Origin of the sequence: Skermanella aerolata KACC 11604 (assembly GCF_000936425.1) — a bacterium.
Lineage (GTDB): Bacteria > Pseudomonadota > Alphaproteobacteria > Azospirillales > Azospirillaceae > Skermanella > Skermanella aerolata.
Genome location: NZ_AVFK01000026.1, coordinates 71086 through 92305, shown reverse-complemented (window position 1 = coordinate 92305; position 21220 = coordinate 71086). Strand labels below are relative to the sequence as shown.

General features: G+C 65.3%; 25 protein-coding genes and 1 riboswitch. Of the genes, 12 read left to right on the top strand and 13 right to left on the bottom strand.

The genetic code is table 11. The annotated features are described in order from the left end of the window. Entirely contained in the window at positions 1–495 is a 495-nt protein-coding gene (locus N826_RS25780) for a universal stress protein (protein WP_052832054.1), read from the top strand. 29 nt (positions 496–524) lie between these two features. Here the strand turns inward: N826_RS25780 and N826_RS25775 are convergent, their stop codons facing one another. After that, positions 525–1727 (bottom strand): adenylate/guanylate cyclase domain-containing protein, encoded by a 1203-nt coding sequence (locus N826_RS25775; RefSeq protein ID WP_044433436.1) that lies wholly within the window; start codon positions 1725–1727, stop codon positions 525–527. A gap of 108 nt (positions 1728–1835) precedes the next feature. On the opposite strand from N826_RS25775, the gene N826_RS25770 reads away from it, so the two are divergent. Beyond that, positions 1836–2390, top strand: coding sequence for a NifU family protein (locus N826_RS25770; RefSeq protein WP_044433435.1), 555 nt, complete (start codon positions 1836–1838; stop codon positions 2388–2390). A gap of 57 nt (positions 2391–2447) precedes the next feature. Here N826_RS25770 and N826_RS25765 read toward each other — a convergent pair whose 3' ends face one another. The 4 genes from N826_RS25765 to ddpX all read right to left on the bottom strand — a co-directional run bounded on the left by N826_RS25765 (position 2448) and on the right by ddpX (position 4990). After that, positions 2448–2957 (bottom strand): RES family NAD+ phosphorylase, encoded by a 510-nt coding sequence (locus N826_RS25765; protein ID WP_044433433.1) that lies wholly within the window; start codon positions 2955–2957, stop codon positions 2448–2450. Next, complete coding sequence (parS, locus tag N826_RS25760; RefSeq protein WP_244619504.1) at positions 2954–3244, bottom strand: type II RES/Xre toxin-antitoxin system antitoxin; 291 nt, start codon at positions 3242–3244, stop codon at positions 2954–2956. Before parS ends, N826_RS25765 begins: the two co-directional genes overlap by 4 nt. Positions 3245–3249: 5 nt before the next feature. Next, positions 3250–4329: a polysaccharide deacetylase family protein gene (locus tag N826_RS25755; RefSeq protein ID WP_244619505.1), complete on the bottom strand. Its 1080-nt coding sequence runs from the start codon at positions 4327–4329 to the stop codon at positions 3250–3252. A gap of 115 nt (positions 4330–4444) precedes the next feature. Further along, a complete protein-coding gene (ddpX, locus tag N826_RS25750; RefSeq protein ID WP_044433432.1) occupies positions 4445–4990 on the bottom strand; it encodes a D-alanyl-D-alanine dipeptidase in 546 nt (181 codons plus the stop codon). A gap of 79 nt (positions 4991–5069) precedes the next feature. Between ddpX and tsaB the strand changes: the two genes are divergently transcribed. Both tsaB and N826_RS25740 read left to right on the top strand, forming a co-directional pair. Next, complete coding sequence (gene tsaB, locus N826_RS25745; RefSeq protein ID WP_044433430.1) at positions 5070–5771, top strand: tRNA (adenosine(37)-N6)-threonylcarbamoyltransferase complex dimerization subunit type 1 TsaB; 702 nt, start codon at positions 5070–5072, stop codon at positions 5769–5771. Next, positions 5768–6241, top strand: coding sequence for a GNAT family N-acetyltransferase (locus N826_RS25740; protein ID WP_044433429.1), 474 nt, complete (start codon positions 5768–5770; stop codon positions 6239–6241). The genes tsaB and N826_RS25740 overlap by 4 nt, the downstream gene beginning before the upstream one ends. Here N826_RS25740 and N826_RS42035 read toward each other — a convergent pair. Further along, positions 6238–6480 (bottom strand): sulfurtransferase TusA family protein, encoded by a 243-nt coding sequence (locus tag N826_RS42035; protein WP_084721189.1) that lies wholly within the window; start codon positions 6478–6480, stop codon positions 6238–6240. The genes N826_RS25740 and N826_RS42035 overlap by 4 nt on opposite strands. A gap of 102 nt (positions 6481–6582) precedes the next feature. On the opposite strand from N826_RS42035, the gene N826_RS25735 reads away from it, so the two are divergent. From N826_RS25735 to N826_RS25725, 3 genes are all read left to right on the top strand, one after another. Continuing rightward, positions 6583–6999 (top strand): Ros/MucR family transcriptional regulator, encoded by a 417-nt coding sequence (locus N826_RS25735; RefSeq protein WP_044433427.1) that lies wholly within the window; start codon positions 6583–6585, stop codon positions 6997–6999. Between the two features lie 311 nt (positions 7000–7310). Then, on the top strand, positions 7311–8129 hold the full coding sequence (locus N826_RS25730) for a GNAT family N-acetyltransferase (protein ID WP_044433425.1): 819 nt from the start codon (positions 7311–7313) through the stop codon (positions 8127–8129). Between the two features lie 16 nt (positions 8130–8145). Next, positions 8146–8988, top strand: coding sequence for a lysophospholipid acyltransferase family protein (locus N826_RS25725; RefSeq protein WP_044433501.1), 843 nt, complete (start codon positions 8146–8148; stop codon positions 8986–8988). Positions 8989–9041: 53 nt separating this feature from the next. Here the strand turns inward: N826_RS25725 and N826_RS40515 are convergent, their stop codons facing one another. The 6 genes from N826_RS40515 to N826_RS25695 form a co-directional block, all read right to left on the bottom strand. Then, the gene (locus N826_RS40515) at positions 9042–9572 is read right to left on the bottom strand and encodes a phasin family protein (protein ID WP_052832052.1); all 531 of its coding nucleotides are present in this window, start codon (positions 9570–9572) and stop codon (positions 9042–9044) included. 127 nt (positions 9573–9699) lie between these two features. Continuing rightward, the gene (locus N826_RS25715) at positions 9700–10458 is read right to left on the bottom strand and encodes an ABC transporter ATP-binding protein (RefSeq protein WP_044433423.1); all 759 of its coding nucleotides are present in this window, start codon (positions 10456–10458) and stop codon (positions 9700–9702) included. Further along, on the bottom strand, positions 10446–11189 hold the full coding sequence (locus N826_RS25710; RefSeq protein WP_044433421.1) for an ABC transporter permease: 744 nt from the start codon (positions 11187–11189) through the stop codon (positions 10446–10448). Before N826_RS25710 ends, N826_RS25715 begins: the two co-directional genes overlap by 13 nt. 66 nt (positions 11190–11255) lie before the next feature. Continuing rightward, on the bottom strand, positions 11256–12278 hold the full coding sequence (locus tag N826_RS25705) for an ABC transporter substrate-binding protein (protein ID WP_052832048.1): 1023 nt from the start codon (positions 12276–12278) through the stop codon (positions 11256–11258). Between the two features lie 210 nt (positions 12279–12488). Further along, positions 12489–13709: an O-succinylhomoserine sulfhydrylase gene (gene metZ, locus N826_RS25700; protein ID WP_044433420.1), complete on the bottom strand. Its 1221-nt coding sequence runs from the start codon at positions 13707–13709 to the stop codon at positions 12489–12491. A gap of 70 nt (positions 13710–13779) precedes the next feature. Further along, positions 13780–13858, bottom strand: a riboswitch (SAM riboswitch). A 74-nt stretch (positions 13859–13932) separates the two neighbouring features. Then, positions 13933–14493, bottom strand: coding sequence for a Uma2 family endonuclease (locus N826_RS25695; protein ID WP_044433418.1), 561 nt, complete (start codon positions 14491–14493; stop codon positions 13933–13935). A gap of 139 nt (positions 14494–14632) precedes the next feature. Here N826_RS25695 and ftsH point away from each other — a divergent pair, with 139 nt between their 5' ends. Next, the gene (gene ftsH, locus N826_RS25690) at positions 14633–16534 is read left to right on the top strand and encodes an ATP-dependent zinc metalloprotease FtsH (protein ID WP_052832047.1); all 1902 of its coding nucleotides are present in this window, start codon (positions 14633–14635) and stop codon (positions 16532–16534) included. Between the two features lie 50 nt (positions 16535–16584). Continuing rightward, the gene (locus N826_RS25685; RefSeq protein WP_044433416.1) at positions 16585–16968 is read left to right on the top strand and encodes an RT0821/Lpp0805 family surface protein; all 384 of its coding nucleotides are present in this window, start codon (positions 16585–16587) and stop codon (positions 16966–16968) included. An 88-nt stretch (positions 16969–17056) separates the two neighbouring features. On the opposite strand, the gene mutS is transcribed toward N826_RS25685, so the two are convergent. Beyond that, positions 17057–19789: a DNA mismatch repair protein MutS gene (gene mutS / locus N826_RS25680; RefSeq protein ID WP_373866627.1), complete on the bottom strand. Its 2733-nt coding sequence runs from the start codon at positions 19787–19789 to the stop codon at positions 17057–17059. A gap of 129 nt (positions 19790–19918) precedes the next feature. On the opposite strand from mutS, the gene N826_RS25675 reads away from it, so the two are divergent. The 3 genes from N826_RS25675 (at position 19919) to N826_RS25665 (ending at position 21086) form a co-directional block, all read left to right on the top strand. Further along, positions 19919–20425 (top strand): hypothetical protein, encoded by a 507-nt coding sequence (locus N826_RS25675; protein WP_044433414.1) that lies wholly within the window; start codon positions 19919–19921, stop codon positions 20423–20425. Positions 20426–20535: 110 nt separating this feature from the next. Next, positions 20536–20790: a type II toxin-antitoxin system CcdA family antitoxin gene (locus N826_RS25670; RefSeq protein ID WP_044433494.1), complete on the top strand. Its 255-nt coding sequence runs from the start codon at positions 20536–20538 to the stop codon at positions 20788–20790. After that, the gene (locus N826_RS25665) at positions 20790–21086 is read left to right on the top strand and encodes a CcdB family protein (protein WP_044433412.1); all 297 of its coding nucleotides are present in this window, start codon (positions 20790–20792) and stop codon (positions 21084–21086) included. Before N826_RS25670 ends, N826_RS25665 begins: the two co-directional genes overlap by 1 nt. Positions 21087–21220: the final 134 nt, after the last annotated feature.

Sequence of the window (21220 nt, the reverse complement as noted above, 5' to 3'; positions counted from 1 at the left end):
ATGAGCGATTCCGAAACCGCAGTTCCGGCGACGCACCAGCGCATCTTCCTGGTGGTGGTCGATGACAGCGAGGAGCTGAACATCGCCCTGACCTACGCCTGCCTGCGTGCCCGCAACAGCGGCGGCCGGGTGGCGCTGCTCTACGTCATCGAGCCAAGCGATTTCCAGCACTGGATCGCTGTCGAGGACATCATGCGGGAGGAGCGCCGGACCGAGGCGGAGCAAATCCTTCAGCGCCACGCCAAGCAGGTCAACGAGATCACCGGCACCCTGCCGATCCTCTATGTCCGGGAAGGCGAGCGCCGCGACGAGCTGCTGTCCCTGATCAACGAGGAGCCGTCGATCTCCATCCTGGTGCTGGCCGCCGGCACCGGGCCGGAAGGCCCTGGCCCTCTTGTCACGCACCTTGCCGGCAAGGGGCTTGGCAAGCTCCGCATCCCCCTGACGCTGGTGCCCGGCAGCCTGAAGCGCGAACAGCTCGACCTGATTTCCTGAGCGCTTGAGGGCTTTAAGGCACAGAAGTCTTAAGATAGGCCGAATACCTGGATCGGCTCCTTCAGCCCCTTTACCGGGTGCAGCCCTTCGGACACCAGCCGCTCGGCGCATTGGGCGGCGAAGGCTTCCGATGTCAGGACGGGCCGCATCAGCTCGCTCGACAGGCCCTGGATCCGGCTGACCAGATTGACTGCCGGGCCGATCACGGTGAAGTCCAGCCGGTCCGGCGCCCCGATATTGCCGTACATGACGTCGCCGACATGGAGCGCGATGCCAGCTTTCAGGACCGGCAATCCCCAGGCCTGAAGCTCCCGGTTGCGCAGTTCCATCGCCTTGATGGCGTCGGCCGCCGCGTCCAGCGCGTCGTTGACCTTGACGCGGACATAGGCTTCGCCTTCTTCCCCATCCGGCAGCGGAAAGATCGCCAGCATCGCATCGCCGATGAACTTCAGGATTTCGCCCTCGCGCGCCTGGACGGCGCCGCCCATGATCTCGAAATAACCGTTCAGCAGGCCGATCAGGTCGGCCAGCGGCAGCCGGTCGGCAAGGCTGGTGAAGCCCCTGAGGTCGCAGTACCACAACACGGCGCGAAGGGTGGCGCCGGTGCCGCGCCGGATGTCACCGGACAGGATGCGGGCGCCGGCGTCGCGTCCGACATAGGTGTCCAGCACGTTCACCGCCAGACGGCGCAGCACCATGGTTTCCAAGACCGTGGAGAGAGCCGGCATGACGTCGTAGATCAGGGTGAGCTGCGGGCCGGTGAAGCCGCCGGCCCGGTCGGACGACCAGCTCGCGACGTTGACCCTGCCGGTCGAGAAGCGCATCGGCATGGCGACATAGTCGGTGCCGCCCTGCTCCTTGAGGTCCTGGAGGATCTCATAGGCATAGGGCGGCTCCAGCTGTTCGATCCGGTACCGCATGGCGTCGGCGCCGGCCTCGACGATGGCGCCGATCGGGCTGTTGAGATATTCCGGCCTCAGTTCCGTCCCATGCTCCCGCTCGATCTCCTCGACGCCGTCCATGTTGGTGCGCCAGTAGAAGGTGATGCCCCGGATCTGCGGGTGGAGCATCCGGATATGCCAGTTCGCCCTAAACAGCGGCACGCCGCCCACGATCAGCCGGCGGCAGAAGGCTTCCATCAGGGCCGCGATACTTTCCGCCCGCCGGCCGTCCTCCATCAGCCAGTCGATGGTCTCCGCCTTGGACAGGTCTTCGGACTGTTCATTCGTCATGGCGGTATTGCGGCTCCGGTTGCCGGTGCTGGCAAGGCTTGATCTGAGGGGTGATTCTGCCCACTTTCCGTTAAGCTCGCCAGTGATGATGGTGGGAAGGAGAGATACATGTTTATTCAGACCGAGCAGACGCCCAACCCGGCTACCTTGAAGTTCCTGCCCGGACGCGATGTCCTGGGGCACGGCACGGCCGATTTCCCGACGGTGGAGACTGCGGTCCGCTCGCCCCTGGCGCAACGGTTGTTCGAAATCGAAGGAGTCGCCGGCGTCTTCCTCGGTGCGGACTTCGTGACGATCACCAAGGAAGGCGACCGTGACTGGTACCTGCTGAAGCCCTCGATCCTGGGCGTCATCATGGAGCACTTCACCGCCGGCCGGCCTGTCGTCAACGAGACGGCAGTCGACGACAACGCCGCCCACGAGGACGATGACGAGATCGTCGCCCAGATCAAGGAACTGCTGGACACCCGCGTCCGTCCGGCGGTCGCCCAGGACGGCGGCGACATCACGTTCCAGGGCTTCGAGAACGGTATCGTCTACCTGAACATGAAGGGTTCGTGCGCCGGCTGCCCCAGCTCGACCGCGACCCTGAAGGCCGGTATCGAGAACATGCTGCGCCACTACATCCCCGAAGTCGTCGAAGTACGCCAGAACGCCGCCTGACGGGCTTCGCGATCGCATTCAAAAAAAGCCGGCGGCAAGCGATTGCCGCCGGGTTTTTTAATGGATTAGTGGCGGATGAAGCCGGGTATCGAGTGCGAACGGCTCCTGGGACCTTAATCTGCAAGCTCCAGCCGCGACCGTATTGACGAAAATGAGGTTCCAGCTATGGGTCGAAACGGCACTGGGAAGCAGAACGAACTTGTGCCGGGCAAGAAGGTCGTCGCCAAAGCTTTGCTGTCCGGCGCTCGGAATGCCTGGGGATAGCCGGTTCGAGTTTGGAATCGATGCCGGATCGACAATATGGACGCTGTCAGGTTCGATTATCGTCAGCCCCGTCAAGACGTGCGGCGCGGTATCGAGCGCCTTGAACCTTTTGTGTACTGCAACTTCCAGGATAGCGGTCGCCGGGTCGATCGAGCAGTACACCGCCCTGACCCGCCTGCTGTTCCAGCGTCCGCCGACCCTGTAGGCAGCTTCTCCGCTGTCCCGGCTTTCACCGAAATCAGCTTGGTCAACGTGCCATGCTACCAACTCGCCGCTGCCGAGTTGCGCCGGAAGAGGCGTCATACATAGACGCCGTATTCAAGCCGCTCCAGGAGGTTTTCGACCATCTCCACGCCGGCGGGTGTCGAGAGAAGGTCGATCGGTCGCCGTTGATCGAGGCCGATGGCAGGCCGTTCCAACCATCGCTCCGCTTCCTCCTGCGACCCGAGCACCGCCGCCGCTTTCGCCAGAGTCTCGGCAAACTTACAAGTTCTTCCGCTCTGCTCGGAATTGCGCGGCTTTTTGCAGGCAGCTTTACGCCGCAGGAGGGTACGCAGGCTCATTCCAATAGCCCTTTCGATGAAAGCCAAGTTAGTCACGGCTCCGGCACGAAGAACTGCATGCCGAACCAGCGCCAGCGGCCTTCGCCGGCGGGGAGGGTGCAGTTGAGGCGGGTGCGGCCGGGGGGGAACTCCTCCGGTATGCGCAGTTCGATCCGGTTGCCGTCCAGGCGCTCCAGGCCGGTGCGGCCCTGGCCGGCCACGAAGCAGGCCAGCCGGTCGAGGTCGCCGGTACCGGCCGCCACCGTGAAGCCGATGCTCGGCGGATTCTGGGTAAGCACGGGGTCGGCCGGGGTGACGTCGGCGACCGGCAGCGGCAATGCATTGGCCGCCAGCCGGAAGCGGTCGATCCCGCCGAACGACTCGTTCATGACGAAGCGCGGCAGCGCCAGCCGGTCGGAGCGGCCGTGGACGACGCCGGACGATTGGGTGAAGGCGGCGGCGAAGCCTTGCCGCTGTGCCAGTTCGCGGATCGCGGACCCGTAACTGCCGAACGGATAGGCCAGCAGGGCCGGCTTGACGCCCAGTTCCTCCTCCACCCGCTGGACCGCCCGCGCAAGGTCCGAGGCGTTCTGCTGGACCGTCCGCTGGGGCATCGACAGTCCTGCCGCGGGCAGCACGCCTATGGTGACGCCGGAACGGGCGACTTCCCGTACCTGTGCCCACGTCATGTGGCTTTCGGCGCCGTTGTCGATAGGGTCGGGTGCCACGAAGAGGGTAAAGGGCACCCCGGCTGCCTTCAGGCGCGGAAAGGCTTCCGCATAGACCGAACGATGGGCGTCGTCGATCGTCAGCGCCACCGCGCGATCGGGAAGGGGCGTCCCGTCGCGCAGTTTTTCCAGCAGGACGAGGAGGGGCAGGACGGTGTGGCCGCCGTCGGCAAGTTCGGCGATGTGGGCGTCGAACTGGTCCAGGGGAATGCTGCCGGGACCGTACTGGTCCTCGCCGAAGCGGGCATAGGCGAAGATGACGGCGCCGCGCTCGGCCTCGTCCACGGGGTTTTCCGCCACGGCGGAGCCGGCCACGCACTGCATGGCAAGGCCAAGCGCCAAGCCCGGCAAGGAGCGGGTCAGCCGCCGGAGCGACGGGGTCCCAAGGAACATGTTCAAGCCCATGCGCTTTCCCCAGGCCCTTTTCCTGCAAGCATCCCTTCCGTGACGCTGACCTTCGGTGTCCCAAAAATCCTTCTGTGACACAAAAAGCCGGATTCAACAAGATTTGCGCGAAGTTTCAGAGAATGCGGCCGCCGGCCGCAGCATCCCACAGCAGAGGATACCGCTTCGGGGCGGGCAATTGGTAGTGCCACCATTCGGACGGGTAATGATCCCAACCGGCTGCCGCCATGATGCCGAGCAAGCGGCTGCGGTTGGCCTGTGCCGTAGCGTTGATCGCGGTACTGCCGTGATGCGACAGGGCCGTCATGTCGTCGAACGGCGTGCCCATGTCCAGCGGAAGGCCGTCGGCATCAGCCAGGGTCAGGTCCACCGCGACCCCTCGGGCATGGTTCGAACCCTCCCTCGGATCGGCGACGAACTCTGGATCCGGGCAGGCTTCCCAAAGGCGCCACTGCGCTTCGATCGGACGGAACGCGTCATAAACCCGCAGGCGGCAGCCCTGTGCCCCGGCGATACCGGCTGCGGTGCGAAGGGCCGCGGCTGCGTCGGCGTGCAGCAGGCAAACCATATTGGTATAGATCGTCCGTCCGGTAATGTTGGCAGGTGTCGCGTAGATCAGGTCGATATCGACATTCGGCAGCGCGATCTCGAGCAAAGGCATGGAAAGTCCTGAATGCTGGGGCAGTCATGAAAGAAGGTTCGAAGGTGTTCAGTAGCACGGTTTGCATAAAGGAACGGTCATGAAGATCCTAGCCCTCGACAGCGCTACCGGGGCCTGCTCGGTCGCCCTGTGGCGCGACGGCGCCATCGTGGCGCAACGTTTCGCCGTCATGGATCGGGGCCAGTCCGAAGTTCTGATTCCGATGGTGCAGGAAGTGCTGACCGAAGCCGGCGCGGATTTTCTCTCCATCGACGTCTTCGCCGTCACCACCGGCCCGGGAGCGTTCACCGGATTGCGGATCGGATTGGCCGCCGCCAAGGGGATGGCGCTGGCGTCCGGCCGTCCGCTGATCGGAGTCACGACATTCGAGGCAGTCGCCCACGGCGTGCCGGCCGAGGAGCGGCGCGGATGCCCGGTATTGGTCGCGGTCGAGTCGAGGCGAGAAGATATTTTCGTCCAATCATTCGATAGCGAACTTATTCCAACGAGCGAAGCCCGTTCGGTCCGGCCGGAAGACCTTGCCCTGGCCGGGACGCCTCTGCTTGTGGCGGGCGACGGCGCTGCCCGCGTGCGTCTGGCTTTCGAAGCTGCCGGAGGTTCCGTATCCGCCGGCCGGCCCGATGTCAGGTTCGCTTCCGGAGCGGGCTTCCCCCATGCCGCCGACGTGGCGCGGATCGTGGCGTTGCGCGGTGCCGGTTCCGGCCTGGAAAAGGCTGCGCCGCCGCAGCCGTTCTACCTGCGGCCGCCCGATGTCACGATGCCCGTGGAAAAACGGCGATGAACCTGCGCCGGGCGAGCCTCGCCGACTGTGAAATCCTCGAATTCCTCCACGGCTCCTGCTTCCCGCACGAGCCGTGGAGTGCCGCCGCATTCGCCGGACTGCTGGCCAGCCCGGGCATGTTCGCGCTGATCGCGCCGGTGGACGGGCAGGGCGAACCAGCCGGCTTCGTCCTTGCGCGCGCCATTGCCGGCGAGGCCGAAATCGTCGCCATCGGGGTCGCTCCGGACCGTCGGGGTGCCGGGCTTGGCGCAACGTTGCTGGAGGGCGCGCTGGAACTCTCCCGTATGGCGGGCGCCGAGGCGGTGTTCCTGGAAGTGGCCGAAAACAACAATCGGGCATGCCAATTATATACCGGGCGCGGTTTTATAAAAATTGGCCGCAGGCCTAACTATTACCGACAAAAGGACGCAGCAGTAGCGGCACTGGTCATGAAGTTAGAACTATTCCAATCCTCAATCGATCGTAGTTAACGCCTAGTCACCCAAAGGCGGTAGACGCCCTCGGGAGATGCCGGGATTTCGGGTTCCGGTCCATGCACTTCATGACCCAGTTCTATCAACGATCTCGGTACGTTTTCCAAGGGTTCCCCAGCGTTCAGGCGGACTTCCAGCGTCTCTCCGGGCGCCATTCGTTCGACACGCAACTTGGTGCGAACAAAGGTTAACGGGCAGACTGCCGTTGTGATATCCAGGAAGTAATCTGCTGACATTGGTAAGGTCAAAATGTCCTCTTCATTTTCAGTAATTCGTTATTGCGTTGCTCGCAGAGAAGACTTATATCGATGCTTGTCGGTCCCCTGGAGCAAAGATAGATGAGCAACGGATCCCCATCTAACGAGCTGTTGTCTCTGACGACAGAGATCGTGGCTGCGCATGTTTCCAACAATACAGTTACGGTTACAGACCTGCCGCAACTCATTGAGCAGGTCTACAGGACCCTTGCCAATGTTGGAGTGGAACCCGCTCCCACGGTGGAACGGCCACAGCCGGCTGTGCCTATCAAAAAGTCGGTTACTCCCGACTATATTATCTGTTTGGAGGACGGTAAGAAACTGAAGATGCTGAAACGGCATCTCAAGACCGCCTACGACATGACGCCCGAAGAATATCGGGACCGCTGGCAGTTGCCGCCCGACTATCCCATGGTCGCCCCCAACTACGCCAAGCAGCGCAGCAAGCTGGCCAAACAGATCGGTCTTGGGACCCGCGCCCGTCGCGGTGTCGCGTAAATCCACAGGGGATAGGCCTGCCGGTCCCAGGCATGGGATACGGAATGCTCCATCAGTCCGGAATTCACGAGTACGCCACGAATTCCGGACGGTGCTTGTCTTGGTAATCGCTTGCGCAGATTGAAGCGACGTCTTGCCGCGCCTGTTCCCTTGGGCAAATAAGCCACACTTACTGGTTACATTTAAATGACTCGGTTGACCCGAGACTAGCGCTATGTGGTATGCCTGTTGAACGATGAAACCGTGCCGCCGTCTGACGGTGAATGACGTCTGGCCGGGATTGTGCAACAACCAGGACCGCAAGCGATAGCATGGCCGACCTCATGATCGATCAGCTTGCTCAGGGCGATCTCCGCTCCGGCAATCTGGAAGTGCGACTGGCCGAGTCATCGGCCGAGGTTGATGCAGCCCAGGCGCTGCGTTACCGGGTGTTCTATACGGAAATGGCTGCCCGGCCGAGCGCGGAAATGGCGGCGCGGCGCCGCGATTTCGACAGCTTCGATCGGGTCTGCGACCATCTGCTGGTGATCGACCACAACCTGGGCTCGGGTCCGGAAGGTGTCGTCGGAACCTACCGGCTGATCCGCCGCTCGGCCGCGCGCTCGGTCGGGCGCTTCTATTCAAGCGACGAATACGACATCTCGCCGCTGGTCGAGTTTCCTGGCGAAGTGCTGGAACTGGGGCGCTCCTGCGTCGATGCCGGATACCGCTCCCGGCCCTCCATGCAGCTGCTGTGGCGCGGCATCGCCGCCTATGTCTTCCAGTACGATATCGCGCTGATGTTCGGATGCGCCAGCCTTCCCGGCACCGACCCCGCGGGTTTGGCGCTGCCGCTCTCCTATCTTCATCATTACCATATTGCCCCGACGAACCTGCGGCCGATTGCCGTGCCGCAGCGCTACGCCAATATGAACCTGCTCGACAGGGATCAGGTCGATGCCCGGGCGGCGCTGGGCATGCTGCCGCCGCTCATAAAGGGCTATCTGCGTCTTGGCGGTTTCGTCGGCGACGGCGCCGTGATCGACGAGCAGTTCAACACCACCGATGTCTGCATCGTGGTCAAGACGGACCAGATCACCGACAAATACTTCAAGCATTATGAACGCCGCCGGGATACGCCGGCAGCGTGACGGCAGGATCTTGACGATGGGGTCCTCTTTTCTCGGCTTTGCCCGCCTCATGGCCTATGCGGCATTCACGGTGCCGCTGATGCCCATACAGGCGCTTCTGGTATGGCTGAACTCTCCTCTGCGCCATCGCCTGCCGCGCGCCTATCACGCGGTCTGCGCGCGCATCCTGGGGTTCCAGGTGGATGTCGCCGGGCAACCCGCCGCCGAGGGGCCGACGCTGGTCGTTTCCAACCATTCCTCATACCTGGACATCATCGTCCTGGGATCGCTGATCCGGGGTTCGTTCGTCGCCAAGACGGAGGTCGGCGGATGGCCCTTCTTCGGCCTGCTGGCGAAGCTTCAGCACACCGTCTTCGTGGACCGCAAGGTGCGGAACGCCGGTGTCCACCGGGACGACATCAAGAGCCGGCTGGAGGCGGGCGATACCCTGATCCTGTTCCCCGAGGGCACCTCGTCGGACGGCAACCGCACGCTGCCGTTCAAGACGGCGCTGTTCAGCGTCGCGTCGCTCAAGGTGGATGGCAGGCCGGTCATGGTCCAGCCGGTATCGGTAACCGCCGTCGACCTCGACGGCATACCGCTCGGGCGTTCGATGCGGCCCTTCTATGCCTGGTACGGCGATATGGAACTGGCGCCGCATCTTTGGCAGATGGTCAGGCTGGGACGCATCACGATCCGCGTGGAATTCCATGAGCCGGTCACGGTCGAGCGGTTCGGCAGCCGCAAGGCGCTGGCGGAACATTGCTGGCGCGTCGTCGCGGCGGGGGTCGACCGCGCGGTCGCCGGCCGGCAGCGCCGGGCCGTGGCGCCGCCCGAAGCCCAGGCGGAACTTCCGATCGCGGACGGCGCGCCGTCATGAAAAAACCCGGCATGAGCCGGGTCTTTTGCCGATCGATCCGTTCTCCGGCGAGCTTACTGGCCGTTCTGCTCCGACAGCCGCTTGGCGTTGGCCGATGCCACTTTGTGGACCGGGATCAATCCTGCGTCGGTGATGCGGACCATGGCCTGCGCCAGTTTGGCGGCGGCGGTGCTGGCGTTGATCCAGGAGGATTGCAGGTAGTGCTGCTGCACGCCGAAGACGTCGGTCGGATTACGGCAGGTCGCCAACTCGGTAAAGGCCTTGGCGTTCGTCCGGGCTTGGCCGAAGGCCCAGCTTGTCCAGGATTCGAACAAGTATTGCGTGCTTTCCATCATGGCGCGCTGCGACTCGACGGCGGCCTCGACCTTCTCGTGGCCCATCAGGGTGAATTCCGGATTGGACATCGCCACCGGGTCGCCGAAGGCCTGAAGCAACATCGCCGTGCGATAGCCGATCGTCTGGGCCGAGGCCAGGGCCATTTCCTGGGTTTTGCCGGCTGTCCGGGCAAGGTCCTGCCCGACGCTGACCAGATGGTCGACGTTGCGGCGATGGGCATCTAAGGCACGGGTCGCATTGAGGGGCATCGAGTTCACATTTTTACCGCGGGCGTGGGGGGCATGCGCACGCTACTAGGCGCTGCCTCTGAGAATTCCAACGTACCGCAAATGCCTGAGCTGCGCACTCAAAATGCTGCACTGCACAAAAAATGTTTCAGATCCCGGCACCGTCGTTGACGGACTCCGATAGCGCTGCCCTGATTTCCCGCACCGCGTCGGAGAAGTTCGCCGTATCCCGCTCGCGCGGGCGCGCCAGATCGACCGGGAAGTCGCGGACGATGCCGGCAGGCTTGCCGCCCAGCAGCACGACCCGGTCGGCCAGATACACCGCCTCGTCAAGGTCGTGGGTCACGAACAGCATCGTCGTCCGCGTCTCGTGCCAGAGCCGCAGCAACTCGTCCTGGAGCGATTGCCGCGTGATCGCGTCGAGAGCGGAGAACGGTTCGTCCAGCAGCAGGAGGTCGGGGCGAACCGACAGCGCCCGCGCCAGATTGATCCGTTGGCGCTGCCCGCCGGAAAGCTGGTGCGGCCAGCGGCCTGCCATCTGCCCGAGCCCAACGAGATCGAGCGTTTCCTGAGCGCGTGCCGTTCGCTCCACCTTGGACAGGCCTGTTCCTTCCAGGCCGAAGGAGACGTTCTCCAGTACCCGGCGCCAGGGCAGCAGGCGCGCTTCCTGGAAGACGAGGGCCACCGGACGGCGGCCCTTTTCCGGCTGCATGGGCATATCGACGGTACCGGCCGCCGGAGCCGTCAGTCCGGACAGTACGCGCAGCAGGGTGGACTTGCCGACGCCGGACGGTCCCACGACGGCCGTGAAGGAGCCACGCTCCAAGGCTGCGGTGAAGCCGGCGAGGACGGGAGGCGCCTTGCCATAGGCGATGGCAAGGTCCTTGATATCGACTAGCGTTGCCATCTGAGCAACCGGTCCCTGAGCTGGACGAACAGCGCGTCGGTCAGCCCGTACAGCGCTGCGATCGTGATCATGTAGACGACGACCACTTCGGTCGCCAGAAGGCTGGATGCCTGCATCATGCGCTGGCCCAAGCCGGGCACACCGAACAGCTCGGCCGCGACCACGGCCATCCAGGCCTGTCCCAGACCGGTGCGCGCTCCCGCCAGGATACCGGCGGTGGAGCCGGGCAGGACGATCTTGAACAACTTGGCGAGCGTGCCGCGGTGCCCGAAGGCGTCCGCCACCTCCAGCAGATCCTTGTCGACCGCCTTGGCGGCGCCGTAGGCGGCGTAGAAGTTGATCCAGAAGACGCCGATGATGATGATGAAGGTGGCGGCCGTCTCGCTGATGCCGAACCAGACGATGGCGAACGGGACCCATGCCAGACCCGGTACGGGGCGCAGCAGCCGGACCACCCAGGACAGCGCCGCGTCCAGGCCGTCATACAGGGCGGTGGCGATGCCCAGCGCCACGCCGAGACCTGTTCCCAGCGCCAGCCCCAGGGCGTAGTGACGCAGGCTGGCCAGCACGGCGCTGACCCAGTATCCCGCCTGGATCTCGCGCAGGAACGCGGACGGCAGGCCGCTGGGCGGCGGCACGAACAGCGGAGAGACGAATCCGAAGCGCGGCGCCGCCTCCCACAGCAGCACGAAGGCGATCAGGCCGAGGGCGGCCAGCAGGGTTCTATGCATTATCGGCTTTTGCTTCCGGCTTTTGCTCTCTGGCCTGGGCTCTTCGGCGGGGAATGCTGCGGAGCGTCAGCGTGCCGCAGCGGCGGCCCGGTAGAAGCTGTCGTCGAACAGCACGTTCAGGTCTGCCGCCTTCTCCAGCGTGCCGGCCTTGAGCTGGAAGTCCTGCATGACCTTGGTCGCATCCTTGATGACCATCGGATCGGCGACGAACTTGCTGGCCGGCGACACCACCGCCTTCTCGAAGGTGGCGAGATCGGTCAGGCCCTTGCCCAGGCCCGACTGAAGGTGCTTGGCCGCACGGTTCGGCTCATCCTTGAGCAGGGTCGTGGCGCGATCGTGCAGCGACACGATCGTCTTGGCGGCTTGTTCGTTGGCCTTGACGAAGGCGCCGGTCAGCGCCAGCACGGAGCCCGGCTGGTTGGGCAGCATCTCGCCGCCGACCGCCAGCAGCTTGGACTTGGGATCGCGGGCGAGCACGACGGTCAACGTCGGCTCCCGGATCGTCGCGGCATCGACGGCGCCGGCCAGCAGAGCCTGCTGGGTCGCCTCGATGCCCATCGCGGTGATCTGGTAGGCCGCGGGGTCCGCCTTGATCACGTTCTGGAGCCAGTAGCGCAAGACGGTATCCGGCACCGAGCCGGGCGGCTGGGTGGCGATCTTCAGCGGGCGGCCCTGGCTTTCGGAGAAGGCCTTGAAGCCGGCGGCGGTCGCGGCCTGCGGCTGCGCCGCGAAATCGGCGCGGCCGACGAAGGTCATCTCCTCGATCGCGGTGGCGGCGTAGACCTTGACCTCGATGCCCCTGGCGCTGGCCACCATGATCGGACCGATGCCGCCGTAATAGGCGTCGAGCGTGCCCGACGCCAGCGCGCTGATCATCGCCGGCCCGGACTCGAACTGGGTCAGTTTCAGGTTCAGCCCGGCGTCGCGCGCCCAGCCCTCGCCGTCGATCACGAAGAGCTGCCCTGCACCGACCACGGGAATGAACCCGACGCGGACATCGGTGGCGGCGCTGGCTGAAGCGCCCCAGAACAGCACGGTTGCGGCGGCCGCGACCGCGAGGCGGCGCGCTTTGGACAGCAGATGCGACATGATGGAGGGACTCCTTGCCTTCGATCCAGGCTGCCGGGAGCCTGTGGGCCGTCTATGACCGGGATTTACAAAATATTCAGGTGAAAGCTGCGGCCCGATGGACCGCAGCCGTATATAAGCAGGATTCGGCAGGCGTGCAAGCGACTGTGTAAAATGCAGGATTTCACACAGTCGCTGGGGAATGATTTTTCCCAAACGTGATCTTCGGCCTCAGACGCCGGCCAGTGCCTGTTCCAGATCCTCGATCAGGTCGGCGGGGTCTTCCAGCCCGACGGACAGGCGGACGCTGCCGGGGCTGATGCCGACGGCCGCCCGCTCGGCGTCGCTAAGCCGCTGGTGAGTGCTGGTGGCGGGATGGGTGATCAGGCTCTTGCTGTCGCCCAGATTGTTGGAAATCCGAACGATGCGCAGGCCGTTCATCAGACGGAACGCCTCCGCCTTGCCGCCCGCGACGTCGAAGGCGACCAGCGTGCTGCCGCCCTTCATCTGGCGCTGCGCCAACTCGTACTGCGGATGGCTCTTCAGGCCGGGATACAGGGCCTTGGCGATCTTGGCGTGCCCTTCTAGGAACTCGGCGACCTGCTGCGCCGACTGGACCTGGGCCGCGATGCGGATGTCCATCGTTTCCAGCCCCTTCAGCAGCAGCCAAGCATTGAACGGGCTGAGCGCGGGGCCGGTGTGGCGCAGGAAGGGCGCCAGCGTCTCGGCGAACTTGTTGTCGCACAGGATGGCGCCGCCCAGGCTGCGGCCTTGGCCGTCGATGTGCTTGGTCGCCGAATAGACCACGACGTCGGCGCCGAACTCCAGCGGGCGCTGAAGGGCAGGGGTCGCGAACACGTTGTCCACGACGACGCGCGCACCCGCCGCATGGGCCAGTTCGCTGACCAGCGCCAGATCGACCACGTCGAGCATCGGGTTCGACGGCGTCTCCAGGAAGACGATGTTGGCCGGGCGGCTCAGCGCCGCGCGCCACTCATCGGCGTCGGTGCCGTTGACCAGCGTGGTCTCGATGCCGAACTGCGGGGCAAGGTTCTTGACGATGTGCAGACAGGAGCCGAACAGCGCATGCGGCGCCACGATCCGGTCGCCCGCCTTCAACTGGCTCATCAGCGCCGCGAACACCGCCGCCATGCCGCTGGCGGTGGCGAAGCAGCGCTCGGCGCCCTCGTAGGCTGCAAGCCGGTCCTCGAACATGGAGACGGTCGGGTTGCGGAAGCGCGAATAGACGAACCGGGAGCCGTCGTTGGCGAAGGCGGATTCCGCTTCCTCCGCCGTGCCGTAGACGAAGCCGGAGGTCATGAAGATCGCTTCGCAGGTCTCGTCGAAGCCGCTCCGCGCGGTGCCCGCATGAACCATCCGGGTGCGCGGACGCAGGCTCGCCGGGTTTTTGGGAGCCGGATCCTTAGGGGAAGGAGTGTTCGTCTTGTCCATTTTCGTCGCCGCTCCGCCCGCTTCCGCAGGCTCAAATGAGAATAGCCCCGACCGACAAGGGATCGAGGCGCGGACGCGACTCCAAACCTTTTTAGCAGCTTATTTTACGTGGCCTGCAAGCCGGTCGCCAAATCACCACGTTGGACGCGTTTTAGCGGCGCGTGGCCCGGCCCGTCAAGGCGGATGTCGAATTTCAGGACACGGCTTTCCGTGTCCGGCCGACTCAGAACGTTAAGAACGTATTTCGGTAGAGGTCGTCGAGGGAAAGGGTGAGCCCGACGGAGGCGAGATCGAACATGCCCTCGTCGCTGATCTGCTCCACGGTCCAGCCGTCGCGGTCGCGCCGGTACAGCTCGATCCAGCGTCGGTCCTGGGCCACCAGCAGGATTTCCTGAATGGATGCGACGGTCTGGTAGTTCAGCCGCTTCTCGCGCTGATCGGTCCGCTCGGTCGAGGGTGACAGCACTTCCACGATCAGGACAGGGTTTGCCATCACGTAGGGGTCGGGCTGACTCTCGGCGCAACTGGCGACGACATCCGGGTAGTAGTAGGCGTTGGCGGCTTCGACGTGGACCTTCATGTCGGACACCGCCGCCCAGCACGGCGGACTCAGCGCTTCGTTCAGCTTGGAGCCGATATTCAGCTTGATCCGCGCGTGGTTGCGGCTCGCCCCGACTATGGCGAAGACCTCGCCGTTGACGTACTCGCGCTTCACCTCCGCATCGCGCTCGAGGGCGAGATACTCGTCGGCGGGCAGATAGGTCAGGCGGCGGGCTGTACGCATGACGGCATGATATCAGGAACTCCGATTTCCGGTGCGGGAGTTTTCCCGCATACGTCTTTCCGCACACGTCTTGTTAACCATGTTGCGGTACTCCTCACCTGCTTTTGTCCCAATTCTGTCCAGACATTGCGGGTCGCTGATGAAATCCTTCCTGAAACGGCATGCACGGGTAATCACGCTGGTCGCGGCATTGGTCATGATCGCCACGGGAGGATTAACATACGTCTTCGCCTCTGGCGCCGGTACCTTCGGCGCGCTGATCGGCAGGATGGACCGCACCGAAGTCGGGCAGAGCGTCTTTGCCGACCGGCTGGCGGCGGGCGGTATCGCCTCCCTCCATGTCATGGGCAACCGGATCGAGTTCACCGACCGCGACGGCGTGAACGGGGTGACGACGGTCCTGTGGACCGACGCCCTGCGTCAGGCTGTCGCGGCTCCCGGCATCGAGATGAACGTCGAGCCGGTCGAGGGCGGAGCGCTGCTCGCGACCAACCGCTGGCTGGACGTCCTGCTGAAGCTGAACATGGTGGGCTTCCTGGCCTTCGCGCTGGTCTTCATGGCCGGCATGATGCGCTCGCCGGTCAAGAAGTCGGGGACGGCGTCCTCCGACGTCCGTTTCGCCGATGTCGCCGGGGTGGACGAGGCGCGGGCGGAACTGGTCGAGTTGGTCGATTTCCTCAAGGCGCCGGACCGCTTCGCCCAACTGGGCGCCGGCATCCCCAAGGGGGTCCTGCTGGTCGGACCTCCCGGTACCGGCAAGACCCTGCTGGCCCGCGCCGTAGCGGGGGAGGCGGGCGTGCCGTTCTTCCCGGTCACCGGCTCCGACTTCGTCGAGATGTATGTCGGCGTGGGTGCCGCCCGCATCCGCAAGCTGTTCCGCGACGCCCGCAAGCGCGCCCCCTGCATCCTGTTCATCGACGAGATCGACGCGCTGGCCCGCGCCCGCGGCGCCACCTCGCCGTCGGGCGGCCAGATCGAGACCGAGAACACGCTGAACCAGTTGCTGGCCGAGATGGACGGCTTCGCCCGCGCCAGCGGCCTGATCGTGATCGCGGCCACCAACCGGGTCGATGTGCTGGACCCGGCCATCCTCCGCCCCGGCCGGTTCGACCGCCACGTCTTCGTCGGCAACCCCGACATCAAGGGCCGCGCCGCCATCCTGGCGGTCCATGCTGCCAAGGTGGCGCTGGAGGCCGATGTCGACCTGACGGTAGTGGCGCGCGGCACTCCCGGCATGTCGGGCGCCGATCTCGCCAATTTGGTGAACGAGGCGGCGCTGCGGGCGGCCCGCGCCCGGCGCTTCCAGGTGTCGATGGCCGATTTCGAGCAGGCGCGGGACAAGATCGTCATGGGCGGCGAGAAGGTCACCGTCATGTCGGAGGACGAGCGCCGCCTGACGGCGTTCCACGAAGCCGGCCACGCCCTGGTCGCGTGGCGCTCCGCCCATTCCGATCCGGTGCACAAGGTGACCATCGTCCCGCGCGGAAGGTCGCTCGGCATGATGGTCCGGCTGCCTTTGGAAGACCGCTTCTGCCTGTCGAGGGCACGGCTGGAAGCCGAACTGGACGTGACGATGGGCGGCAGGGCCGCCGAGGAGATCGTGTTCGGCAAGGAGTTCGTCACGACGGGAGCCGCCGGCGATATCCAGATGGCGACAGACATCGCGACAAAGATGGTCACGACCTGGGGCATGTCCGACCGATTCGGCATGGTCGCCTATGGCCGGGGAGCCGCACCGGCGGCCGCAACAGCCGCGCGGACGCCTCAAGGCGAGGCTGGCGCCCTGTCGCCCCAGATCGCCGAGGAAGTGCGCGGCATCATCGACGCGGCATACCGCCGCGCACACGACCTCCTGACCGCCGATCTGGCGCGCCTTTACGAACTGGCGGACGGCCTGCTGCGGGAAGAAACGCTGGACGCCGCCGCCGTTCGCACCATCTTCGAGCGCCCGGCGTATCGGGCCGGAGAAACCGGCGTCGAGGCGGAGGCGATCAAGCCGCCGCTTGTCGGGGCCGATCCGGAACATTATGAGTTAGCCTGACCGGCGCCGCTTGGTAAGGCGCCCCAGGGTCTACAATCAAGGTGTCGTGAATGAAGAAGTTTCTCCTGGTGGCCGCCGCCGGCCTCGCATTGGCCGGGTGCGCCACCGATCAGACCAAAGGTCCTTCAACGACGGCCGAAGCCGCTGCCGTTCCCGCCATCGCCCTGGACGACAGCGACAAGGCGATCATCGACGCGACGCTGCAAACGGCGTCGAAGACCATGGTCGGCAAGCCGGTGGCCTGGACCAACCCGGCCAACGGCAAGAACGGCGCCGTGACCATCATCCGCCAGGGCTACACGCGCGACGGCAAGCTCTGCCAGGAATTCCATCTGGTCGCCAACACCAGCGCCGCCCGCGCCCAGCAGGTCGGCAAGGCTTGCCGCAGCAACGGCAAATGGACGCCGGAAGGCGGCTTCACGCTGGGAAGCTGAGGCTGTGTTGGGCCACCTCCCACCCTGCGGGAGACGCAACGTGTAGGTTGGGCCGTGGCCCAACAGACCTCACCAGCGCCGGCACGTCCTACGACAGCAGGCCGCGCAGCCGGTACAGCTCTTCCAGCGCCGCCTTCGGCGTCAGGTCGTCCGGGTTTATCGCCGCCAGGGCCTGTTCTACCGCCGACGGCCCGGTGGGCGCTGCCGCGGCCTCCGGCTCCTTGCGGCGCAGTGCGACGCTGAACAGCGGCAGGTCGTCGGCCAGACGGGCGACGCTGCCGGCCTGATCGCCTTTCTCCAGGATCTCCAGCACCTGTTCGGCCCGCGCGATCACGGCTTCCGGCAGGCCTGCCAGCCGTGCGACATGGATGCCGTAGCTGCGGTCGGCGGAGCCGGCGGCGACTTCGTGCAGGAAGACGACCTCGCCCCGCCACTCCTTGATGCGCATGGTGTGGCAGGACAACCGCGGGAGCTTCGCCGCCAGCGCCGTCAATTCATGGTAGTGGGTGGCGAACAGGGCGCGGCAGCGGGTCGCCTCGTGCAGGTGCTCGACGCAGGCCCAGGCGATCGACAGCCCGTCGAAGGTCGCGGTTCCCCGCCCGATCTCGTCCAGGATCACCAGCGCCCGAGGGCCGGCCTGATTGAGGATGGCCGCCGTCTCGACCATTTCGACCATGAAGGTCGAGCGGCCGCGCGCCAGATCGTCAGCCGCCCCGACGCGGCTGAACAGCCGGTCGACGACGCCGATCCGGCAATGATCCGCCGGGACGAAGCTGCCGATCTGCGCCATCACGGCGATCAGCGCGTTTTGGCGCAGGAAGGTGGACTTACCCGCCATGTTGGGTCCGGTCAGCAGCCACAGCCGGTCGTCCGGCGCCAGATTGCTGTCGTTGGCGACGAAGCGGGCACCTTCGGAAGCGGCGAGCACCGCTTCGACGACGGGATGGCGTCCGGCCCTGATGTCGAACTCCAGGCTGTCGTCCACCACAGGGCGGCAGTAGCGGCGCTCTTCCGCCAATTCGGCCAGCCCGGTCACGACATCGAGCAGCGCCAGCGCCTGCGACGCCTCGCAGATGGCGTCGGCTCGGGCCGTCACGTCGGTCACCAGCTCGTCGAACAGCGTCAGTTCGACCGCCAGGGCCTTGTCGGCGGCCTCGGCGATCCTGCGTTCCAGCTCGTTCAGCTCGACCGTCGTGAAGCGGACGGCGCTGGCGAGCGTCTGGCGGTGGATGAAGGTCTCCGCCGCCTTGCCGGTCATCAGCTTGTCGGCGTGGGTCGGCGTCACCTCGATATAGTAGCCCAGCACGTTGTTGTGCCGGATCTTCAGGCCCGACACTCCGGCCAGATCGGCATAGCGCGCCTGCATGGCGGCGATCAGCCGGCGGCTCTCATCGCGCAGCGTCACCAGATCGTCCAGCTGGAGCGCGTATCCCGCCGCGATGAAGCCGCCGTCGCGGCTCAGCAGGGGCAGTTCCGGCGCCAGCGCCCGCATCAGCTGGTCGATCAGGGCGGAATGCTCACCCAGCGCCGTGGTGGCTTTCTTGATGCCGGCGGGGCCTGGGGTCGTCCCGGCATTGGCGAGCACGCGGCGCATCTCCGCCGCCCGCACCAGCCCGTCGCGGATGCAGGCAAGATCGCGCGGCCCGCCGCGCCCCAGCGTCAGGCGCGAGAGCGACCGTTCCATGTCGGGGCATTGGCGCAGCAGCGCCCGCGCCTCGGTCCGCGTCCGGTCCTCGGCGACGCAGAACTCCACCATGTCCAGCCGTCCGCCGATCTCTCCGGGATTGGTCGAGGGCGCCGCCAGCCAGCCCGCCAGCAGACGGGCGCCGGGGCCGGTAACGGTGCGGTCGATGGCGGCCAGCAGGCTGCCCTTGCGCTCGCCGGTCAGGGTACGGGTCAGTTCCAGGTTGCGCCGCGTCGCGGCGTCGATCTCCATGACCGAACCCTGCGCCATCTGGCGCGGCGGGTTGAGCCGGGGCACACGGCCTTTCTGGGTCAGTTCGACATAGTCGACCAGAGCACCGGCCGCCGCGATCTCCGCCCGGCTGAAATTGCCGAAGGCGTCGAGCGTTCCGACACCGAAAAGATCGAGCAGGCGCTTCCGGCCGTTCTCGCTGTCGAAGCGGCTGTTGAGCTGGACCGTCAGCCGGCTCTTCCACTCGCCGAACAGCTCGAACAGGTCGGGCTGCTGGACCAGCCGTTCCGGCAGCACCAGCTCCTGCGGATCGAGCCGCTGGAGCGCCGCCGGCAAGGCCTCGCGCGTGACGGGCTGCAAGGTCATTTCGCCGGTTGAAAGGTCCAGCCAGGCGAGGCCGACGCCGCCCGCCGTCTCCGCCAACGCGCTCAGGAAGTTGTTGGAGCGGGCGTCGAGCAGGCTGTCTTCGGTCAGCGTGCCGGGGGTCACGACCCGGACGACCGCGCGCTTCACCACCGACTTGCCGCCGCGCTTCTTCGCCTCGGCCGGGTCTTCCATCTGCTCGCAGATGGCGACGCGGTGGCCATGGCGGATCAGGCGCAGCAGGTAATTCTCGTGACTGTGGACGGGGACGCCGCACATCGGGATGTCTTCCCCGTTGTGCTGGCCGCGCCGGGTCAGCGTGATGTCCAGCGTCGCGGCCGCCGCCACGGCGTCGTCGAAGAAAAGCTCGTAGAAGTCGCCCATCCGGTAGAACAGTAGGCAGTTGGGATGGGCCTGCTTGATCTCCAGGTACTGGACCATCATCGGAGTCGACGAGGCCGGCACCGAGGAAGGTTCGGACGGGGCTGAATTGGCAAGTGTGGTATCGGGCACGGCAACCGGTTCGCTGTCGGAAACTGTCATGGCGGCGCCACCCTAGCACGTGCGATGCATCATGGCCTAGGCACGAGGCATCCCGGCGGGTAGACTGACTTCCGGTGGAGCAGGCTTGAGCATGCTAAAATAACCACAAAACCACGGGATTGCACGGTCATGGCCCAAAACAAAAAAGTGCGCGAAATCGTGGCATTGTTCGAGAACCGGGTAGACTTCGACCGTGCCGTGGCGGCCTTGGTCCGGGCGGGCTTCGGGCGCGCCGACCTCAGCGTGCTCTCCAGCCACCAGTCGATCGACGCCGCCGGCCGCAAGGGCAAGCCCTATGACGAGGCGCTGACCGGCCTGCTGGGCGAATTGAACTACGCTTTCCCCCTGACCACCGCCGGCCTGATCGCCATCGTCGGCGGCCCGATCGCCGGTCCGATCGCGGCCCTGGTGGCAGCCGGCGTCGGCGGAGCCGCCGTCAAGGAGTACCTGGACGAGGTGACCTCCCATCCCCAGACCGACGAATTCGCCCGCGCCCTGGAAGCCGGCGGCGTCATCTTGTGGGTCTGCATCGACGACGACCGGGTCAAGGAGTTGAAGGCGCAGGAAGCCCTGGCCGCAGCCGGCGGCCGCAACGTCCACGTGGCGGAACGCGAGCAGTTGCCGGGGGAGGAGTGAGCAGAACCCTGCTGCGCCGTCGAACTGTGTTTCCAACAGAAGATCAGGGCAGTTATTGCTAATGCCCATGGTCATGCGCATAATGAATGTGCATGACCATGGAGAAACCGATGCCCGATATCCGCCGTCAGTTCGATGCCTCCGCTCCGAAACGGCCGACCAACGTCAGTCTCAACAGTGATCTGCTGGAGCAGGCCAAGACCTTGGGCATCAATGTGTCGCGAGCTTGCGAACGCGGTCTGGCGGAGCAGATTGCCGAGTTGCGCGACAAGCGCTGGCTGGAGGAGAACCGCGAGGCTATCGAGTCTTCGAACGCCTACGTCGAGGCCCATGGCCTTCCGCTAGCCAAGCACCGGCCTTATTGATGGGTCGTTTCGACGTTCACCGCCGCCTTGACGGTCCCGGTTATCTGCTCGACCTGCAAGCCAACATCCTGCGCGACCTCAACACGCGCTTCGTAGCACCCTTGCTGCCGCCGAATGATGCGCCACGGCCCGCCGGCAGCCTCAATCCGATCTTCACCATCGAGGGCCAGCCGCACATCATGGTCACCCAGTTCGCCGGGGCGGTCCGGATTTCCGAACTCGGCCCTTGTGTCGGTAACCTGCAACCGGAGGACACCGCCATCGTGGCGGCCCTGGACATGCTGACCGGCGCCTGATCCTGCTCATACTCTGCATCTTCATAAAGTAGAGGTCCCCGCTGCTTTCGCGCCGCTATACCACCTGAGCTTTTTCCTTGTTCCTGCTGTTGAACCATCTTCAGTAGCGCCGATCAGGCGCCGGGCACAGTGGT

Coding starts and splice junctions, on each gene's coding strand:
- N826_RS25780 (WP_052832054.1), top strand. CDS start 1: ATGAGCGATTCCGAAACCGCAGTTCCGGCGACGCACCAGCGCATCTTC.
- N826_RS25730 (WP_044433425.1), top strand. CDS start 7,311: ATGGCCGACCTCATGATCGATCAGCTTGCTCAGGGCGATCTCCGCTCC.
- N826_RS25705 (WP_052832048.1), bottom strand. CDS start 12,278: ATGTCGCATCTGCTGTCCAAAGCGCGCCGCCTCGCGGTCGCGGCCGCC.
- tsaB (WP_044433430.1), top strand. CDS start 5,070: ATGAAGATCCTAGCCCTCGACAGCGCTACCGGGGCCTGCTCGGTCGCC.
- N826_RS25735 (WP_044433427.1), top strand. CDS start 6,583: ATGAGCAACGGATCCCCATCTAACGAGCTGTTGTCTCTGACGACAGAG.
- N826_RS42035 (WP_084721189.1), bottom strand. CDS start 6,480: ATGTCAGCAGATTACTTCCTGGATATCACAACGGCAGTCTGCCCGTTA.
- N826_RS25710 (WP_044433421.1), bottom strand. CDS start 11,189: ATGCATAGAACCCTGCTGGCCGCCCTCGGCCTGATCGCCTTCGTGCTG.
- N826_RS25685 (WP_044433416.1), top strand. CDS start 16,585: ATGAAGAAGTTTCTCCTGGTGGCCGCCGCCGGCCTCGCATTGGCCGGG.
- mutS (WP_373866627.1), bottom strand. CDS start 19,789: ATGACAGTTTCCGACAGCGAACCGGTTGCCGTGCCCGATACCACACTT.
- metZ (WP_044433420.1), bottom strand. CDS start 13,709: ATGGACAAGACGAACACTCCTTCCCCTAAGGATCCGGCTCCCAAAAAC.
- N826_RS25675 (WP_044433414.1), top strand. CDS start 19,919: ATGGCCCAAAACAAAAAAGTGCGCGAAATCGTGGCATTGTTCGAGAAC.
- N826_RS25670 (WP_044433494.1), top strand. CDS start 20,536: ATGCCCGATATCCGCCGTCAGTTCGATGCCTCCGCTCCGAAACGGCCG.
- N826_RS25665 (WP_044433412.1), top strand. CDS start 20,790: ATGGGTCGTTTCGACGTTCACCGCCGCCTTGACGGTCCCGGTTATCTG.
- N826_RS40515 (WP_052832052.1), bottom strand. CDS start 9,572: ATGCCCCTCAATGCGACCCGTGCCTTAGATGCCCATCGCCGCAACGTC.
- ftsH (WP_052832047.1), top strand. CDS start 14,633: ATGAAATCCTTCCTGAAACGGCATGCACGGGTAATCACGCTGGTCGCG.
- N826_RS25725 (WP_044433501.1), top strand. CDS start 8,146: ATGGGGTCCTCTTTTCTCGGCTTTGCCCGCCTCATGGCCTATGCGGCA.
- N826_RS25695 (WP_044433418.1), bottom strand. CDS start 14,493: ATGCGTACAGCCCGCCGCCTGACCTATCTGCCCGCCGACGAGTATCTC.
- N826_RS25740 (WP_044433429.1), top strand. CDS start 5,768: ATGAACCTGCGCCGGGCGAGCCTCGCCGACTGTGAAATCCTCGAATTC.
- N826_RS25715 (WP_044433423.1), bottom strand. CDS start 10,458: ATGGCAACGCTAGTCGATATCAAGGACCTTGCCATCGCCTATGGCAAG.
- N826_RS25755 (WP_244619505.1), bottom strand. CDS start 4,329: ATGGGCTTGAACATGTTCCTTGGGACCCCGTCGCTCCGGCGGCTGACC.
- N826_RS25765 (WP_044433433.1), bottom strand. CDS start 2,957: ATGACGCCTCTTCCGGCGCAACTCGGCAGCGGCGAGTTGGTAGCATGG.
- ddpX (WP_044433432.1), bottom strand. CDS start 4,990: ATGCCTTTGCTCGAGATCGCGCTGCCGAATGTCGATATCGACCTGATC.
- N826_RS25770 (WP_044433435.1), top strand. CDS start 1,836: ATGTTTATTCAGACCGAGCAGACGCCCAACCCGGCTACCTTGAAGTTC.
- N826_RS25775 (WP_044433436.1), bottom strand. CDS start 1,727: ATGACGAATGAACAGTCCGAAGACCTGTCCAAGGCGGAGACCATCGAC.